Genomic DNA, 18,853 nt, shown 5'->3' with positions numbered 1-18,853 from the left:
ATCAAATAGATAGGGATTTAAACGCAGCAAAAAACCTGGAAAAACTAGGCCGAGCTACGGCCAAAGTTACGCCTGTGGACAAGTCAGAGCCGACTCCCTTGGATGAAGCAGGAAGTAAAATAAACTCAAACCAAGTTATCATGAGCCTAAAAACTTGATGGGTAAGTTTGAGTAAGTTTTATATAGCGGTAGCTAATGTTTATAATTTGAATAGATAAGGCTATTGACCTAAGTTCGACATAAGGAAATTTATAGATCAGTGGCAAAAATCAGGAATCTCAAACCCTGATAATGTCGTTAACAAACTAGGGGTCAACGGCCGTTGACCCCTACTCCGAACTCTGAACTCCTAACACCGAACTCAGGTTATTGAGGTTTAATTGTCATTGCCCACTTGGCCTTTATATTAAGGGGAGAACATTAAAAATGGTTCAATTAGCAACTAAAATCTATTCTTTTGAGGAATATCTCACTTATGATGATGGCACAGATAATAAGTATGAATTAGTCAATGGAGAATTAAAACTTATGCCAACAGCAAGTGGATTTCATGCTCTAATACTACACCTTATTTTTAAGATTTTAGACCAAGAAATCGATAAAATGAAGCAGCAATGGAAAGTGATGCCAGGGACGGTAGGAATAAGAACAGCAAAGAATAAATCAAGAATACCTGATTTAGTTATTTTATCAGAAACTCAGTGTCAGGAAATTCGAGAAATGTCCACAGCAGTTTTAGAATCACCTCCCCTTTTAGCAGTAGAAATAGTTAGTCCTAATAATACAGATGATGACTATCGTTATAAACGATCTGAGTATGCAGTAAGAGAAATTCCTGAATATTGGATTATCGATCCAGAAACACAGAAAGTATCAATCTTGTTGTTAGTTTCTGGATTTTATGAAGTAACAGAATTTACCGAAGAACAAGAAATAAAATCCTCTCTTTTTCCTGAATTAAAGTTAACTGCTAATCAGATATTCCAAGTGTAATAAAAAAGAGAAAAATTTTGGAAATACTAAAATTGAAGTAATTCCAATGTAAATAGAATGACAAAAAACAAAAGAAATCTAAGGCGAAAAAATGGGGATGTTTGCAGTAGATGATTTTATATAATATATAATACCTATTTTGATAGTTCTTTTACCTCTCACCATAATTATTGACTATATAAAACGGATAGATGTAAGGTGAGTTAATGATATAACTATTTGAATTCAGCTTGCATTTTTTTGTCTTGTTCACGATATATTTCTTGTTCTCTTGTAATAAAAATAGCTGCCAAACTATTATAAGCTTCCGTCCAAGCTTCCATAACTTCTGGAGTAGCAGCATCCCCTAAAATATCTTTCATCGCTGCCAATAAACATTCCCCAATCACAGGATATTGTTCAGCAATAACACGAGTATTGACATGAGCATTAGCAATCTGTTCAACAGCATCACTTAATTTTTCTAATTCATCGATATGACTGGCATAAGCATAAACTGAAGCAGCTAACTTTGCAGCTTGTTTACGACCTTCCTCGGGACTTTTCATGTGTGTATTTTCAAAAAATCTTCGATATTCAGGACGTTCATTAAAAGCTATTTCATACATTCTTTCTGTAATTTCTTTCCCTTTTTCTTTAACCACGGGTGCGGTGGATTTAACAATTTGAATAGTTTCAGGAGTCATTGTGTTCAACCTCTTGCTTAAGATAACTAAATGTAAATTAAAAGGATGGGATTTTCTTGATCAATTCAATCAGAAATTAAAAGACTTTGATAAATTATAGGTAGCAAATTCCTCTGAACATAAATAATATCCAAATTTCTTAATGATTACAACAAAGATTAATTATCAAGTAAACAGAAAATTTAACAAAAGTTAGAAAAACGATTATATTTAATGAATAATAAGTTAAGGATATTGATGAAAAACCCCAACCATAACAGGAATTAGTTGGGGTAATTAATATTAATTAGGATTCATGCTTAATTTAGCAATTTCATCTTGTACAACCCGATGATCGTGACGTAAAGGTATTTGAACCCCTTTAGGAAGTTGATCTACTTTAGTCATAGCTTGGTCAAAATAAGTATAAGCTTCTTGAAGCAATTCTAAATCTTGGGGTTGACCATCTTCTGTTCTTCCTTTTTTGCGTAATATTTGACCCTTAAAATACTGTAATTCAGGGTTATCTGGACTATTAGCTAAAGCTTGATCAATGTATTGCATAGCAGTATCATATTGATCCAAGTCCCGATAAGCAGCAAATAAAGCCCTATCTACCATATAATTAGGTGCTGCATACTGTTCAAAACGAGCGATCGCATCTTCTGGAGAAGAAAAGGGTAAATTAACCGATAAAATTAAATCTAAATAACCTTTTAACAAATTTAATTCTGGGTCATTAGGAGCAATTTCTTCTGCTTTATCCAGATGATCCAAGACCAATTGTAACTTATTAACTGCACCCAAAGGTCCCTTAGTTTTGAAAGTATAGGCCCCTTGTAAAAAATGTCCCACTGCTTGATAAAGATTACCACGCAAGGGATCTTTAGGGGTTAAGTTTTCAGCTACTGAGAGAGTTTGAGCCGCTGCATTTTTCATCACATCCCATTCTTCATTAGAATAGGCCAAAGAAGCTTTGATCGCAAACGCGAGGGGTTCATCGGGTTCTGTTTCTACTGCTTGTTCTAAATAGGTTTTTGCTTCTAAATAATTGCCGTTTTTAAATATTTCAACAAAAGCTGCTTCTGTGTTGTCTCCAATAGGACGGGGGTTAGTGCTACGGAAAGGATCTCCGGCCCAAACAGGGTTTCCCCATAAACTTAATGCTACTGTACACACCACAGACCAAGAGATAGAAACTTTTTGTAGTTTAATCAATGGGTTAATCATAATTCTCTCCAAGCAACATTAATTAACTAGGTTTATCTTGATCATTTTGGATCTCGATACTAACAAAAATTTTTTAGACTTTTAATGATGTTTTAGCACAAGATAAAAAAGATAAAGCTTAAAATTTAGTTTAATTCTTAATTCCTAAACTATTCGACTGAAAAGAGACAGTTTCGGAAGTGGTAGTGTTGCAACACCATTGCAGAAAAAAATAATAAGGTGGGTAAAACCCACCCTACTCGATTGTTTCAGCTAAAATAGTAGGCCAAGACGGATTTTTATATTCTTGCGATCGCCAGAAATTATAACCGTCTAACCCACCCTACAAAAATTACACGGGAACAGCTAATAATTGATCCACTTGCTTCGCTGTTTCAAAGAAGCAACGAACATTATCTTCAGGGGTTCCCACTAAAACACCGTGACCTAAATTGAGGATATGGCCACCTCTTCCAGCTTTGCGTACTGTATCCAAAATACGCGCTTTGATGAAGTCTTGGGACCCGAATAATACCCCAGGATCAATATTTCCCTGTACTTTCATCCCCCTACCTAAACGCTTTCTCCCTTCTGCCATATCTACGGTCCAGTCAAGACTGACAATATCGACCCCAGACTGTCCCATTCTTTCTAAGACACCAGCACTACCGCTAATATAAAGGATTAATGGGGTGTCGGGATGGGTTTCTTTCACCTGACGCACAACTTGTTGTTGATAGGGTAAGGCAAAGGTTTCGTAGTCTTGGGGACTGAGTTGACCGGCCCAAGAGTCAAACAACTGTACTACTTGCGCTCCACAGTCGATTTGATAACGCACATAAACGGCGATCGAATCAGCTATTTTGCTCAAGAAACTATGGAGGATCTCAGGTTGAGAAAAGGCCATGTTTTTGATGATGGCATAATTCTTAGAGCTTTTCCCTTCAATAGCATAAGCAGCCAAAGTCCAGGGTGATCCCACAAATCCTAACACAGTGGATTTATTGCCAACTTCTGCTCTGAGGGTGTTTAAAATAGTTTTGATGAAGGGTAAGGACTCTTCTGGATCCAGGGGACGTAAATTATCCACTTGTTCTTTGGTGCGAATAGGTGGATCAATAACGGGCCCTTTGCTTTCCACAATATCAAAAGGTATCCCCATCCCAGGCAAAGGGGTTAAAATATCAGAGAACATGATAACCCCATCCGGTTGAAATGCTCGCCAAGGTTGCAGAGAAATTTCGATGGCAAGATCAGGATTTTCGGATCTTTCACGGAAACTGGGGTATTTATCCCGTAAATCCCGATATACTTTCATGTAGCGTCCAGCTTGTCTCATCATCCAAACCGGCGGACGATCTAAGATTTCTCCCCGTGCAGCACGAAGGAGATAGGGTGTCTCGTTTGCTCCTGTCATTATGGTTCCCCCAGTAGTAAGCGTGCATTTTTCAGCGTATCATTAGGGGTGGACTGTGTTATAGCATTTGTAATGAATGTTTATCAACTTGAGTTCGGAGTTCGGAGTTCGGAGTTTGGAGTTTGGAGTTCGGAGTTCGGAGTTCGGAGTTCGGAGTTCGGAGTTCGGAGTGAGAATAATTATTAATAGTTAATTATCCCATAAATAGGCGATCGCTTATTAATTAGATTTGACACTTTTTCTAACTTGTTCAATATCTAAATCTAATGCTTGAGCAATTTGTTCCACACTTAATCCTAATGCTACCAAACGAGGAATAGAAGAAATTTTAGCAGCTAACTCTCCTTCTTCTCTTCCCTCTTGTCTTCCTTGTTCGATACCTTCTTCTAAAGCTTCTTGATAAACTTTAGTTTCTCTGAGATCACTTAAACTAAACATTTTTTCTATCTCCTGACGACTAATTAATGGCAGTTTATAGACAAGGATCGTCTCTATTAATTGTAAGATATTTTCTTGTTGTTTGGTATCATTAAATTCTTGCTTAACTTGTTGGATTAATCCTTTTCCTTGTTCAATAGCTTCTTTTTGGGGACTAATAATTAATTTTAGGGTTTTTAGTCCTATTGATTCTATGTTATCTAATTCATTGAGATAAAACCGTTTTACTCTGTCTGAGTTTAACAGTTCTTGATAACGTGAAGTGTTGCTTGTTTCTACTTTACGGTTAGGATAAATGACAACTCCTTGCCAATTATTACTTAATTTTGTTTGATGTAGATACAAGAATATTTCACTGAAAAAACGAGAATAAAATTGCTCATCTTTTTGAAATTATACTTCCACAAAATAGATAAGTTTATCTTCAGTTTCAGGAAGAAACACCCCATCAATACGAAACGCTAATTGTTTTATTTAAACGGAAGAAAATTCATAATTCTTGACAGTCTTTTCAGGAAGGTTGAGTAATTCAAAAAAGCAACGGGGAAAAGTTTGAAATAGTTGATAAAAGATGCTGTCTGTTTTCACTTTATCTTGTCAATTATAATAGGTGATCGCTCATTAATTAGATTTGACACTTTTTCTAACTTGTTCAATATCTAAATCTAATGCTTGAGCAATTTGTTCTACACTTAATCCTAATGCTACCAAACGGGGAATCGAAGCAATTTTAGCAGCTAACTCTCCTTGTTGTCTTCCTTGTTCGATACCTTCCTCTAAAGCTTCTTGATACACTTTAGTTTCTCTGAGATCACTTAAACTAAACATTTTTTCTATCTCCTGACGACTAATTAATGGTAGTTTATAGACGAGTATCGTCTCTATCAATTGTAAGATATTTTCTTTTTGTTTGGTATCATTAAATTCTTGCTTAACTTGTTGGATTAATCCTTTTCCTTGTTCAATGGCCTCTTTTTGGGGACTAATAATTAATTTTAGGGTTTTTAGTCCTATTGATTCTATGTTATCTAATTCATTGAGATAAAACCGTTTTACTCTATCTGAGTTTAATAATTCTTGATAACGGGAGGTGTTGCTTGTTTCTACTTTACGGTTAGGATAAATGACAACTCCTTGCCAATTATTGCTTAATTTTGTTTGATGTAGATACAAGAATATTTCACTGAAAAATCGAGAATAAAATTGCTCATCTTTTTGAAATTGTACTTCCACAAAATAGATAAGTTTATCTTCATCGTCAGGAAGAAACACCCCATCAATACGAAACGCTAATTGTTTTATTTCTACGGAAGAAAATTCATATTCATTTACGGTATTTTCAGGAAGGTTGAGTAATTCAAAAAAGCAACGGGGAAAGGTTTGAAATAGTTGATAAAAAATGCTGTCTGTTTTCACACAATATTTAGGTTAATTTATTGATTTGTGCTTTTTAGCTTTGCGAAGCACGTGGCTATACATTACAGTTTACAAGTCTTTGTGCGAGAAACGAGAAAAGAGGTGAAGTCTAAGAGAGAGCAGTATTAAACCCCCCGAGGGACTGGGGAGGTGTCCCACAAGTGTAGTATCTCGTAATTCAAAGGTGAGGTCTGAGTAACTCACATAGTCTCCTCCTTTTCTCCAACCAACGCGATCGCAAAACTCATGCCAGATTTTTTCATTATAGTATCTTGTTCCACCAAGTTCATCCATATAGATTTTTTTCTGAACACTAAAGCCAAATTTTCCCTTGCTGTAGTGTACCCAAAGTTGATTAATGGTGTGTAAGTCATCACAAGGGAAGTTATCGATATCAGACTCCCTTAACCATCGTTCAGACACTCGGTTAGTTGCTTGAAGCATAACGTTATCGGTTTCTTGGTCAGCTTCCTTCCATTTCCCTGCTGCGAGAAGACCACAGAGTTTAGTATAGTCAACCTCTTTTTCGCTTTTGAGTTCTATTTTTATGCTATGGGTTGATAAGTTATCTATTTGTTGTTGGAGTTGATAAATTATTAGTTCTTTTTCGTTTAATTGTTGTTGTAGTCGGTTAATTTGAGTATTTAAGGATTGTTCTAATTGTTCTTTTTGATGCTTATAATTTTGCTCTAATTGTTCTAATTCATTGTTTTTTGTTTGTTGTAATTGTTGTAAACTATATTCTTTCTGTTCTGATTCTTGTTTTTTCGTTTGGTAATTATTTTCGATATCACTTAATTTTTCTTGATATAAAGTTTCATTTTTCTGTATTTTTTCAGTTAATTCTTTTATCTGTTTTTGATATTGTGCATCAGGGTTAGAACGTTTAGATTTCCAATCCCTAAAACAGGAAATAAAGTCGTCCATTTTGCGTTGTAACCGCCGATTATAGGGATTTTGTTCAATATTTAGTTTTCGGGCTAATTGATTAATAGCTGCATTAATTTGTTCAGAAACCTGTTCATCCACCATGCGAATACTTAACCAACCTTTGAGGGGGCCAGGTAACTTTTCTGGGGTTAAATCGCTGCCTAAAAAGATAATAATAGGTTTATCAGTTGGCCAAAAAGAACCAACTTCAAAAGGAATCCAAGCCGAATTTAAACTATCAGGAGTTATTAAAACTATTAAAGCTTCTGCATTCTTAAGATTTTCCTTTAATTGATTACTAATAGTATCAGAACCAAAGGTTAAACCTGACTCCGGATCTGATGTACACAAAATATCTTGTTCTTCAATTTTTAAAGCATAGATCAGAAAGTCAAACAAAGAATCTGCGATCTCTACATCTGAATGACTATGACTAATGAAAATACGTTTCATAAGCAATGAGGTTTCATTTATGGTAATACCAGGAGTAGGGTAAAACACAGTTTTAAACCCCTACAGATAATTTTTGTAGGGACATAATATTATTATGTCCTAACCGAATTAATTTTAGCTGAAATTAGACTACATAATTTTATGTTGTAGGGGTCAACGGCCGTTAACCCTTACTTTTTGAAATTGGTATAAAATTAAAACATAAAAAAACAGACAGGGTTAAACCTGTCTGTCAAAAATAGAAGAGTTTAGCTAAGATTTAAACTGTATTAAAAGTTCATTTCCGCAGCTTGGACTCGTTCCACTTGTTTCTTCTTAATTACTAAGAGAATTTGAACTAACATAATACCAGCGAGGAAAAGCACTAAACCTTTAATGCGGGTAGGGTTTTGTAGCACAACTTCTACATCTTTTTGTCCAAAACCACCCACATTAGGATTATTGGTTAAAGCTTCGCCTGCTTCAACTTTGGTTCCTTCAGCAACCATTAATTCAGGACCTGCTGGAATAGTTTCGTCTACATCACCTTCAGCAGAAGCAATGGTGACGATATAGCTACCATCTTCTTGATCGCTAATGTTGCTAATAGTTCCAGCAACAGAGGCTTTATAGACGTTATTATTGCTAGGTTGTCCAGTAGGATAAATTTGACCCCGGCCACGGTTTGCACCTAAATGAACCTGATATTTACCAAAGTTAACATTGCGATCTTCGGCTGGGTTAGGAGATAAAACGGGGAAAACAATTTCTTGATATTGTTCACCAGGTAAAGGACCAACTAGGACCACATTCTCTTGATCTTCACGGTAGGATTGGAAGTAGACACTACCCACTTCTTCCTTAATATCTTCAGGAATGCGATCAGCAGGAGCAATTTTGAACCCATCGGGTAACATTAAAACAGCACCCACATTGAGGCCACCTTTAGAACCGTCTCCTAGAACTTGTTGAGAGTCGAGGTCATAAGGAATTTTTACCACAGCTTTAAACACTGTATCAGGTAAAACAGATTGAGGAATTTCTACTTCAGCAACCTTTTCTGCCAAGTGACAGTTAGCACAAACGATGCGTCCTGTAGCTTCTCTGGGGGTTTCTGGGGCAGTTTGTTGGGCCCAGAAAGGATAAGCAGCAGCAGTTTGGCTGGAAGTGAAACCATTACCAATGGATAAAGTAATAGTTGCTAAGGCGATCAAGAAAAATCGCAGTAACATACGCTTACTTTGGGACAAAATTGCCGAAAAAGCGGATATTTTCATTGCTCAGTCAAATTTATGTGATTCTTAAACAGTATGGGGGGGTTATTAACCAGTTATCAGTTATTCAGTTATCAGTTATCAGTTATTCAGTTATCAGTTAAGTTTGTTTCTAACTGTTCACTGTTCACTGTTCACTGCTCACTGTTCACCGCTAACTGTTCACTGAAATTAAGCCCACCAGGGTTTTTCGTCGGTGCGGAAGTCGGTTTCTTTCCATTCGCTGAAGATAACCTTATCACCCTCATCGACATTAACATGAGCTAAGGCCAAAGACAGAGGTGCAGGACCACGAACTACTTTACCCTGAGCATTGTATTGAGAACCATGACAGGGACACATAAATTTGTCTTCACTGGCATTCCAAGGAACAACACAGCCTAAGTGGGTACAAACAGCGTTGATACCGTAGTCAGCAATGGTGCTATCGCCTTCAACCACTAGGTAGGTAGGATCACCCTTTAGCCCTTGAGCCAAAACGCGATCGCCGACATTATGCTCAGCAAGGAATTTACTAGCAACAACATCATTACCCAAGGCATCTTTAGCATTAACACCGCCACCTGCGCCACCGCTAGAAGGAGGGATAAAATATTTCACCACAGGATACAAAGCACCGGCGGCAACACCGGTGATAGTCCCAAAGGTGAGTAAATTCATAAATTGGCGACGCCCCATATCGGGGACATCGGATGAACCAGATACTTGTGTCATAACGATTGATGGATGGATCTAGGTTAGTTAGTCAACTGAGGATTGAATCTCAGCAATAATTACAGGTTGTACGTTGTTTAAAAGGATATGATAGCAACCGTGTTTTAGACAAGGAGTGCAGCACAATTTTTGCCACTTGCAGTAGACAAGGTATGAGAGTCTCCCGAGTTTAAAGTCTATTTTAAATTATTGCAGAAAAGTGGTGAATAATCGGAGATGTAGAAAAATTTCCAATTAGGGATCGAAAAAGAGCATCCTTTGGGGTATGATTGGGTTCATTAATAATGTTTTAATTTATTGCAGTAAAACACAGAGGGTAAGACGCAGTGATTAGAGTAGCAATCAACGGGTTCGGACGTATTGGACGTAACTTTTTACGGTGCTGGTTAGGCCGGGAAAACACTGGGTTAGAAGTAGTCGGCATTAATGATACTTCTGATCCCAGAACTAATGCTCACCTGCTCAGATACGATTCCATGCTCGGTATATTAGATGCTGACATTGAGGCAGATGAGAACTCCATCATCGTTAATGGCAAAACCATTAAGTGTGTTTCTGATCGTAACCCCTTAAACCTACCCTGGACAGAATGGAATATCGATTTAGTCATCGAGTCCACTGGGGTTTTTGTTACAGAAGAAGGTGCATCTAAGCACATCGTAGCTGGTGCGAAAAAGGTCTTAATTACAGCCCCCGGAAAAGGCGGTAATGTTGGAACCTATGTAGTTGGAGTTAATGAGCAAGACTACGAACACGACAAAGACAATGTTATTAGTAACGCTAGTTGTACTACTAACTGTTTAGCACCTGTGGTCAAAGTCTTAAATGATAACTTTGGTATCATCAAAGGCACCATGACCACCACCCACAGTTACACCGGAGATCAACGCATTTTAGATGCTTCTCACCGTGATCTTCGTCGGGCGCGGGCTGCTGCTGTTAATATTGTTCCTACTTCCACCGGTGCTGCTAAAGCTGTTGCTTTAGTTATCCCTGAAATGAAAGGTAAGTTAAACGGTATTGCTATGCGCGTTCCTACTCCTAACGTTTCTGTGGTTGACTTGGTAGCACAAGTAGAAAAAAGCACCATTGCCGAACAGGTTAATGATATCTTCAAGAGTGCTTCTGAAGGTTCCATGAAAGGTGTTCTCGGCTACAATGATTTACCTTTAGTTTCTTGTGACTATCGGGGAACTGATGTTTCTTCTATCGTTGATGCCAGCTTAACTATGGTTATGGGTGGCGATATGGTTAAAATTGTTGCTTGGTACGACAACGAATGGGGTTATTCTCAACGGGTTGTTGACTTAGCTGAAGTTGTGGCCAACAAATGGAAATAGATCCTTAAGTTATTCAATTTTCATGGTTTGTTTTAGCCTCCGACTTAAATACGGGGGCTTTTCTATCTTAAATGCAAAAAGAGGACTCCCGTTACAGCGACAGCTTAACGGTGAGATGAATTTTTGCCAATCAAATAAATCCACCGTAGGGAGACAGTTGAATCAAGGTTTGTGCTAAAATAGAGGAGCCAACGCACCCCAGTGTGCCTAGAGTAGCAAAATTGGTGGTTCTCACCAGACAAAATGCTTGACCAAAGTAAAATACCTGAGAACAGGGGCGACATAGTTTGTGAAAGAGAAATCGAAACATATCCAAGTTTTTTGTTATCTGCTGCCGGGCAGTCGGTGGACGTTAAATAAATGCTTGTGGAGGGGAATCTGAACGGGGTTTTGAGTCAGTGATGGCTTGGGACTAGGCAAACCCAATGAAACAAGAATCTCCCGTTACAGGCGTAGCCTTAACGGTGAGAGTGTCAATGATAATACTAAATCCGGTTCTCAAACCTATCTTATATTCTAGAAGAGGCAGGGGGCAGGAGGCAGGAGGCAGGAGGGTTTTCAAGTTTTAAGCTATGCAATTTAAAAAGGGGTATGGCAATCGGATTCACCGAAAGTAAAGTAAAAAGTTGTTCCTTGATTAATTTCTGTCTCGTACCAAATTTTCCCGTTATGACGTTCAATAATGCGCTTCACTGTTGCTAAACCAATACCAGTTCCGGAGAACTCTTGCTCCTGATGCAAACGAAAAAAAGGAGTGAATAAATTTTCAGCTTTTTTAGAGTCAAAACCTACGCCATTATCCTTGACAAAATACACATTTTGATCATCTTGTTGTAACTGACCAAATTCAACGCGAGCCTGTTCTCTTTTAGCGGTAAACTTATGAGCATTATCTAATAAATTTTCTAGAGCAATTTTTATTAAACCTTGATCTCCCATAACATAAACATCAGGTTCAATGATAAATTCTTTGGGTTTTACTTCTGATTCGATGTTGAAACGATTGACAATTTTTCTGACAACTTCACTCAAGTTAAATGAATCTAAGACCATATCTAAATATTTGGATTTAGACTCAGATAAACGCCATAAATCTTCAATAATTTCTCCCAGACGATCGCTTTCTTCTTCTAAAAAATTTATATAGTTCTGTACCGTATCACTTAATTCTTGGCTATATTTTTGATTTAATAAATAAATAATATTATTAACAACAGTTAGATGAGTTCGTAAATCATGGGAAACAGTATAACTAAATGCTTCTAATTCCTGATTGAGTAATTCTAATTCTGCATTTTTTTTCTCAAGTTTCTGTTGCATTCTCAACAAATTTAGCTGATTTTCTATGCGAACAATCACCTCTTGTAATTGAAAGGGTTTACTAATGTAATCAACTCCCCCCACTTCAAAAGCTTTCACCTTATCAAAGGTATCATTTAAAGCACTAAGAAAAATGACAGGAATATTCTGGGTTATTGGGTCTGCTTTTAATCGTTTACAGACTTGATAACCATCCAGTTCCGGCATTTTTATATCTAATAAAATTAAATCAGGAGGTTCCACGCGAACCACATTTAAGGCTTGTTTTCCGCTCAAAACCCGTCGCACCTCATAACCTTGTTCCGTTAACATCGTAAATAATAATTGTAAATTTTCGAGTATATCATCCACGATGAGAATATCCCCGCGATTTTCATTCGTATTATCCATGGTTTAATTCTTCTATTAAATTACTGATTTTTTCAAAAGCTAAATCCTTAACCAGTTGACGCAGAAAATCTGCTAAAAAATAATGTTGATTGGGAACTTGTTTAATTAAACGAATGAGCTTTGTTTCTCTTGCACATAAGGCAGCTTGATGTAGTTCACTAACCCATGTTTGAGGCATTTGTCTCATTTGTTCATTTATTCGTTCCATATTAACTTGATTGAGGGAATCTTGAGAAGATAGATCACTGATAGTATCTTCATAAATATATTCAACTCCTAAATATTGCTGCATTTTTTCAAAAATAACCGCCTCTTTAAACGGTTTCGAGACAAAATCATTACATCCTACCTCTAAAATAGCCTTTCTTTCCTCATCAAAAGCGGTAGCTGTTAAAGCAATAATAACCACAGGGGTTTGTAAGTTGGGGTTTTCTCTTTCTAATCGACGAATACGAAGACTCGCTTCATAACCATCCATCACTGGCATTCTCATATCCATCCAAATCAACTGAGGATGCCATTGTTGCAATATTTCTAAGGCTTCTTGACCATTATTTGCCCAACGTACTTCAAACCCCACAGAGGTCAATATTTTCACCATCAAAAGTTGATTATCCCTCACGTCTTCTACCACTAAAATACGATAGTTGGGTTGAGATGGTTGTAAACCAATGATGGGTTTTGACTTTTGTTGGACTGAAACTTCAATTTTGCTGGGTACCATCATGTTTAGTGTACAGGTAAAAGTAGATCCTTGTTCCACTTCACTCTCTACGGCAATATCACCTCCCATTAGACGGGCAAACTGACGACTAATAGATAAACCTAAACCCGTTCCCTCGTTTTTTTCCTGGGCGTTTTCTGTCTGTTTAAAGGCTTCAAAAATAGTCTCTAAATCTTCTTTTTTAATTCCTGGGCCTGTATCTTGAACTTGCAGTTGTAGCTGAATATCTCGCTTACTCATTTGGTAAGATAAGAGAGATAAATGGACATCAATTCGACCAAAATCAGTAAATTTGATGGCATTACCCACTAAGTTGACAATAATCTGTCTTAACTTACTTTCATCTCCTTCTAAATACAAGGGTAAGTCTTCATCTTGATAGACGGTTAAAATTAATCCTTTGGAGACAGCTTTGAGTATCAGAAGTTCTTTGATAGATTTAATTAATTCATGAAGATTAAAACAGGTTTGATGAAGGGTTAATTGTCCTGCTTCGATGCGAGACATTGCTAAAACAGCGTTAATTAAAGAGAGTAAATGTTCCCCACTACGGTTAATAATTCCTATATATTCCTGTTGTTCTGAGGATAGAGAACTATCTCGATTCATCATTTGCGTAAATCCTAAAATTGCATTTAAAGGGGTGCGTAACTCATGGCTCATTTTTGCTAAAAATTGACTTTTTGCTAAGTTAGCAGCGTTAGCTTGTTTGGTTTTTTCTTCTAAGATGGTTTGGGAATGTTGAGAGACTTCTAAGGCAGCTAAAAGGATGATATTTCTTAATTCTTGTGCTGCTTCTATTTCGATTGATTGCCAGGGTAAAGATTTATCGTTAACTAGTTGTTTCCACATAGCAAAAGAGTTGCGAGGACACAATTCAGACATCCCTTGCTCATTATTAATAAGCTCAACATCATGAGGATTTCCTGCCCATTTTACTTCATGAGATTGTTCTGGTCGAAACCAAATAATATGATAGGTACTATGGTTTAAAAATAAGGAAATAGCTAATATTCCGCAGCCTAATTGCTTAAATTCTTGCGCTTTTTCATAATCTTGTATGAGGTTATCTGTATAAAACATCTCTGATTTTTTGGTGTGTAAAAAATCCTTAACTAAGGCTTCAATTTGTTCTTTTGTAGGTGTTTTGCCAATGAAACTAATGTGTTTGTCAAGATAAATAACTGCCCCTTGAGAACGAGTTAAATTGAGCAAACTGGCTCGATTCGGATAAAATACTTTATCAATTGAATCAGGATTTTTTAATAATCCTTCCCTGATTCTGCTCTGTATACCTTGAATTTGAGTCCGATAAGAACGAAATTCTTGTTCTTGTTTATACAGTAACTCAACAGATAAAAATTGTCCTAAAAATTCACATATTTTCCTAGTTTCATAACCAATATATTTCGGTGAATAGTTATGACCAGCAATCAATCCCCAAAGACGATTTTTATTCATCAAAGAGATGGACATTGAAGCCTTAACCCCCATATTATTATAGTATTGGACATGACAAGGGTATACACTTCTTAGCACAGCGCGAGTTAAGTCTAATTCTTCATTTTTTAAAGGATGTTTACGGGGAATAATAGACACGGGTTGATAATTTATATCAGGAATAATTCTTAACCAATTACTACTAAAAAATTCTATTGCTGGAGTGGGAATATCGTAAGCAGGATAGTGTAATCCTAAATAACTTTCCATATCTTCCTCTTTACTTTCAGCTATAACTACACCATGACCATGATCATTTTCTCGTTTACTTTCAGCGACAACAACCCCACTATAATCGTATTCAAAGCGATATATTAAGACCCGATCAAAGTGAGTAATTTTTCTTACTTCTTCTGTAATTGTTGATAAAAGTTCCTCTAAATTATTAGTATCACTGATTCGAGTAACTGCATTTTTTAATAAATTATAAGAATTAATAATATCATTACTATCTAATTCTAAAGGTTCTAATTCCAAAATAATACTATCTTGAGTCTTATGAACAATTCCCTTGAATTTTTGAATATCTTTCTTCTTTTTAAATTTAATAACATCTATGAATTCTGGATCACCCTGATTAAGAAAATTTTTTATCTTTTCAATTTGTTTACAGGACATTAAATAAGTTAAGGGTTTACCTAGTAATATGTGGGGTTTAACTCCTAAAAATTCTCTCGTATTTTCACTAACTTGAAGAATAGTTAATGTGGCAATATCAATCACTAACAAGACACCATGATCTTGAATAGAACCAGGATAACGAATCTCGAATTGTTCATATTGTTGAGTGTTATTCAATAACAAATTTTTCATAGTCTTATCTTAAAATAATTACCAATCAAATCGTATTTTACTATCAGTAAATCACGCCTCTTTCTCTAACATCAAAGTCACTGGACCATCATTATTAATAATCACCTCCATCATTGCTCCAAATATTCCTGTTTCCACTTTTAAACCACTCTTTTTTAAGCCATCAACAAATAAATTATATAATTTTTCTGCTTCAGTAGGAGGGGCAGAATTACTAAAAGAAGGACGGCGGCCTTTACGACAATCTCCATATAAAGTAAACTGACTAATAACTAATAATTCCCCCTCAATATCTTGAACCGATTTTGTCCATTTACCTTCAGAATTTTCGTCCGAAAACAATCGCAATTCTAAACATTTACGTACCATCCAATTAATTTGCTCGATTGTATCATTAGTCGCAATTCCCACTAACAAATTTAATCCTTTCTCTATCTTTCCCACCACCTCCCCATCAACCTTTACTTGTGACTCCCTTACTCGTTGAATAATGACACGCATAAGCAATTAATTATTGGAAAATTTAATTATTCATGAGTTATTCTAGCAATATTATTAAGAAAAACGCCAATTATGATAGGCTGGAGAAAACTAATCAATTGTACTCAGTATGACTTTTTCACAAAAATTTACAAGAATTAAGTACAGGGGTAAAACAAAACTAAGTTAAGCAAACCTAAACTTTACTTCCCCTATATTTCCTGTTATTTGAATTAATATGGCCGCTAACAATGATAAAAATAATCGTGTCTTTTTATATGAAGTAATAATTAACCCCAAAATGGGTAAACCGAGTCAGATTAACGGTTTATTTCAACGTAGGGGAAAATTTTACATCAAAGTGCCTTATGAACGGATGAGCAAAGAAATGCAGCGAATCAGCCGTTTAGGCGGTAAAATTATAAGCATTGTCTCTCTTAGTCCCTTAGATGAATTTTCTATTGACAATGAACCCATTTTACCCTGGTGGGTAGAAATTATCACCACTCGTCCCCATTGTATATATTATTTTGGTCCATTTGATAACTTTCCCGAAGCTTACGGACATCATCAGGGTTATGTAGAAGACTTGCAAGAAGAAGGGGCGCAAGGGATTATCATAAATATAAAACAGTGCCAACCTTTAGTGTTGACCCAAGAATTAGAAGAAGAAACCTACCATATATTTAATGACTAGGAACCAAAACATGGACGCACTCAAATTTTTTCAAAATAGTTCAGGAAAATGGCGATCGCAGCGCACAACCCATCATTTAGCTTTCAGACGTGCTGAAATAGGCGATTCTGAGATTTATGTGGAAGCATTAGGGGCAGATAACCCCAAAATTATTGAAATCTGCCAAATGCACGATGTAGATCCCAGTTTAGCTGTTGGAGGTGCTTTTGTCAGTTGGGATGGTTCCATGGCCTGGGACAGAAACGAAGAAAACCACACTGGAACTACCATTTTTGCTCTCATCCCTGAAAAAGATAACCCCAGAGAAGGTATTTTATTAAGAGAGAGAGGCTACGCCGAAATCGTTCCCATTGCTGGCCGTTATCATTTGGATGGAGACGATGCGCTAGTCTTAATCACCGAATACGATACCATGAGTACCATAGAGAGATTTTGGTTTGTCAACCCGAACCTACGGTTAAGAACCAGTACAGTGCAACGGTTTGGAGGGTTCAATACCGCCACATTTTGCGCTGAAATGCGCCAAGGAGATGATGTTGACTCACAAACTGAAACAAGCAACATTGCCCCTTTCAATGTCGGTTATTCCATCACAGGATGGTAAATTATCAGTGATCAGTGACCAGTGATCAGTTTTTCACTCTTCCCTTTTTAGGGCTTAATATTATTAAGTCCCTACAACTCCCCACACTCCCCATCTCGCTACATTCCCTATCTCCAAACCAACCAATGGCGAAATAAAATAGCTTTTTCTCATTTTTTGTAACATTTTTTAACCATTCACTGTTTAGCGACCCCAACTCCCTTATGATGAGGATTAAAGTTTTAAAGACTTTGTAAAATAACGGAGGTTCTTTCTTTGGCTATTCCTCTTTTAAATTACGCGCCTAAAACCCAAAATGCGCGTGTAGAAGGATACGTCGTACCAGGAGACGATCAACCCATCATTTTCAGCACTGAGAATGTTCTCTCTCCTGGAGACATGGATGTTTTAATCGAAGCTGCTTATCGTCAAATCTTTTTCCATGCCTTTAAACAGGATCGTGAACCCTTTCTAGAGTCCCAACTTCGTAACGGACAAATCACCGTACGGGACTTCATTCGTGGGTTACTCGTTTCTAATACCTTTGTTACTAGCTTCTACGAGAAAAATAGTAACTATCGTTATGTTGAGCAATGTGTTCAACGCATATTAGGGCGAGATGTGTACAGCGAAGACGAAAAAATCGCTTGGTCTATCATCGTTGCTACCAAAGGATACGCCGGTTTCGTTGATGAATTACTCAATAGCGATGAATACCTAGACAACTTTGGTGATGATACCGTACCCTATCAGCGTCGTCGTAACCTTCCTGGACGGGATCAAGGAGAATTACCCTTTAACATCAAATCTCCCCGTTACGATAGCTACTATCGGGGTGTTTTGGGCTTCCCTCAAATCGTTTGGCAAAACCAAATCCGTCGTTTTATTCCCCAAGAACAGAAAGCCAAAGCTGGCGATCCTTCCAACTTCTTAGGAATGGCTCGTGGTATTTCTAGTGCGCAAGGTAAGACAACACCTAGAGTTTCCACTGGAAACCTTGACTTTTTAGCATTGGTTCCCCGTCGTTAATGTTTAAATCCTGTTTAACTTAACCGTAAGGTTTTGGGAAAGTTATGGGGCAATAGAATGATTAAGTTATCACAACTAAGTTATTCTATAGTTCTGTGGCTTTCCCAATTTTAAATTGTCTGTGATCGCCTGAAATCAATTATTTCTACAAGTGTAGCTTAAGTTTAGGAAATTTGTATTAATACTTGTACTAAAAAGCAGGTTTCTGTGAATCAAGAATCTCCCGCTATATTGCCTTAGCAATTAGCGGTAAGAGTGTCAACTACTTCCGTAGATTTTAATAGACCCTTGTATAAAATTAATGTCTATATGTCCTCCATTTTGTAACGTATAAATTCCAAGGATTCCTAATAAAAGAACTGCCGATACCATCATGTAAGCACTTATAGCAGTCGCCAAAGCTATTAGGACATTTTTCTGTTCCCTGTTCCCTGTTCCCTGTTCCCTTAAAATATAATTTATGTGTCCTAACTAGCCTGTCTATTGCTA

At 36.8% G+C, this 18,853-nt stretch carries 16 protein-coding genes and 1 pseudogene; 5 read left to right on the top strand and 12 right to left on the bottom strand.

Annotation, left to right across the window (positions count from 1 at the left end; translation table 11 throughout):
• The first annotated feature begins 426 nt into the window (after positions 1-426).
• The gene (locus QNJ66_RS20710) at positions 427-993 is read left to right on the top strand and encodes a Uma2 family endonuclease (RefSeq protein WP_300510338.1); all 567 of its coding nucleotides are present in this window, start codon (positions 427-429) and stop codon (positions 991-993) included.
• A gap of 215 nt (positions 994-1,208) precedes the next feature.
• Here QNJ66_RS20710 and QNJ66_RS20705 read toward each other — a convergent pair whose 3' ends face one another.
• The 8 genes and pseudogenes from QNJ66_RS20705 to petC all read right to left on the bottom strand — a co-directional run bounded on the left by QNJ66_RS20705 (position 1,209) and on the right by petC (position 9,488).
• Positions 1,209-1,679, bottom strand: coding sequence for a globin domain-containing protein (locus QNJ66_RS20705; RefSeq protein WP_300510336.1), 471 nt, complete (start codon positions 1,677-1,679; stop codon positions 1,209-1,211).
• A 282-nt stretch (positions 1,680-1,961) separates the two neighbouring features.
• The gene (locus QNJ66_RS20700) at positions 1,962-2,888 is read right to left on the bottom strand and encodes a Sll0314/Alr1548 family TPR repeat-containing protein (protein WP_300510334.1); all 927 of its coding nucleotides are present in this window, start codon (positions 2,886-2,888) and stop codon (positions 1,962-1,964) included.
• 331 nt (positions 2,889-3,219) lie between these two features.
• Positions 3,220-4,284: a uroporphyrinogen decarboxylase gene (gene hemE / locus QNJ66_RS20695; protein ID WP_300510332.1), complete on the bottom strand. Its 1,065-nt coding sequence runs from the start codon at positions 4,282-4,284 to the stop codon at positions 3,220-3,222.
• A 219-nt stretch (positions 4,285-4,503) separates the two neighbouring features.
• Positions 4,504-5,310, bottom strand: a pseudogene (locus tag QNJ66_RS20690) (Rpn family recombination-promoting nuclease/putative transposase).
• Positions 5,311-5,343: 33 nt separating this feature from the next.
• Positions 5,344-6,138 (bottom strand): Rpn family recombination-promoting nuclease/putative transposase, encoded by a 795-nt coding sequence (locus QNJ66_RS20685; RefSeq protein WP_300510330.1) that lies wholly within the window; start codon positions 6,136-6,138, stop codon positions 5,344-5,346.
• 69 nt (positions 6,139-6,207) lie between these two features.
• The gene (locus tag QNJ66_RS20680; protein ID WP_300510328.1) at positions 6,208-7,521 is read right to left on the bottom strand and encodes a GUN4 domain-containing protein; all 1,314 of its coding nucleotides are present in this window, start codon (positions 7,519-7,521) and stop codon (positions 6,208-6,210) included.
• Between the two features lie 269 nt (positions 7,522-7,790).
• On the bottom strand, positions 7,791-8,777 hold the full coding sequence (gene petA / locus QNJ66_RS20675) for a cytochrome f (protein ID WP_300510326.1): 987 nt from the start codon (positions 8,775-8,777) through the stop codon (positions 7,791-7,793).
• A 168-nt stretch (positions 8,778-8,945) separates the two neighbouring features.
• Positions 8,946-9,488, bottom strand: coding sequence for a cytochrome b6-f complex iron-sulfur subunit (gene petC, locus QNJ66_RS20670; RefSeq protein WP_300510324.1), 543 nt, complete (start codon positions 9,486-9,488; stop codon positions 8,946-8,948).
• A gap of 326 nt (positions 9,489-9,814) precedes the next feature.
• Here petC and QNJ66_RS20665 point away from each other — a divergent pair, with 326 nt between their 5' ends.
• On the top strand, positions 9,815-10,828 hold the full coding sequence (locus tag QNJ66_RS20665) for a type I glyceraldehyde-3-phosphate dehydrogenase (protein WP_300510322.1): 1,014 nt from the start codon (positions 9,815-9,817) through the stop codon (positions 10,826-10,828).
• A gap of 579 nt (positions 10,829-11,407) precedes the next feature.
• On the opposite strand, the gene QNJ66_RS20660 is transcribed toward QNJ66_RS20665, so the two are convergent.
• The 3 genes from QNJ66_RS20660 to dtd are packed head-to-tail and all read right to left on the bottom strand — an operon-like array spanning position 11,408 to position 16,076.
• The gene (locus tag QNJ66_RS20660; RefSeq protein WP_300510320.1) at positions 11,408-12,538 is read right to left on the bottom strand and encodes a response regulator; all 1,131 of its coding nucleotides are present in this window, start codon (positions 12,536-12,538) and stop codon (positions 11,408-11,410) included.
• Positions 12,531-15,575, bottom strand: coding sequence for an ATP-binding protein (locus tag QNJ66_RS20655; RefSeq protein ID WP_300510318.1), 3,045 nt, complete (start codon positions 15,573-15,575; stop codon positions 12,531-12,533). Before QNJ66_RS20655 ends, QNJ66_RS20660 begins: the two co-directional genes overlap by 8 nt.
• Before the next feature lie 51 nt (positions 15,576-15,626).
• Positions 15,627-16,076 (bottom strand): D-aminoacyl-tRNA deacylase, encoded by a 450-nt coding sequence (gene dtd, locus QNJ66_RS20650; protein ID WP_300510316.1) that lies wholly within the window; start codon positions 16,074-16,076, stop codon positions 15,627-15,629.
• 217 nt (positions 16,077-16,293) lie between these two features.
• Between dtd and QNJ66_RS20645 the strand changes: the two genes are divergently transcribed.
• From QNJ66_RS20645 to QNJ66_RS20635, 3 genes are all read left to right on the top strand, one after another.
• Complete coding sequence (locus QNJ66_RS20645; RefSeq protein WP_300510315.1) at positions 16,294-16,752, top strand: DUF1816 domain-containing protein; 459 nt, start codon at positions 16,294-16,296, stop codon at positions 16,750-16,752.
• 10 nt (positions 16,753-16,762) lie between these two features.
• Positions 16,763-17,356 carry a phycobiliprotein lyase gene (locus QNJ66_RS20640; protein ID WP_300510313.1) on the top strand — a complete coding sequence of 198 codons (594 nt, stop codon included), beginning with the start codon at positions 16,763-16,765 and terminating at the stop codon, positions 17,354-17,356.
• A gap of 255 nt (positions 17,357-17,611) precedes the next feature.
• Positions 17,612-18,364 (top strand): phycobilisome rod-core linker polypeptide, encoded by a 753-nt coding sequence (locus tag QNJ66_RS20635; protein ID WP_300510311.1) that lies wholly within the window; start codon positions 17,612-17,614, stop codon positions 18,362-18,364.
• 298 nt (positions 18,365-18,662) lie between these two features.
• On the opposite strand, the gene QNJ66_RS20630 is transcribed toward QNJ66_RS20635, so the two are convergent.
• A partial coding sequence (locus QNJ66_RS20630; protein ID WP_300510309.1) for a hypothetical protein occupies positions 18,663-18,853 on the bottom strand: 191 nt, incomplete at its 5' end.

This window comes from Crocosphaera sp. (assembly GCF_030064895.1).
GTDB lineage: Bacteria > Cyanobacteriota > Cyanobacteriia > Cyanobacteriales > Microcystaceae > Crocosphaera.
Note: the sequence above shows the minus strand (reverse complement) of the source record. Positions and strands in the feature narration are given on the sequence as shown.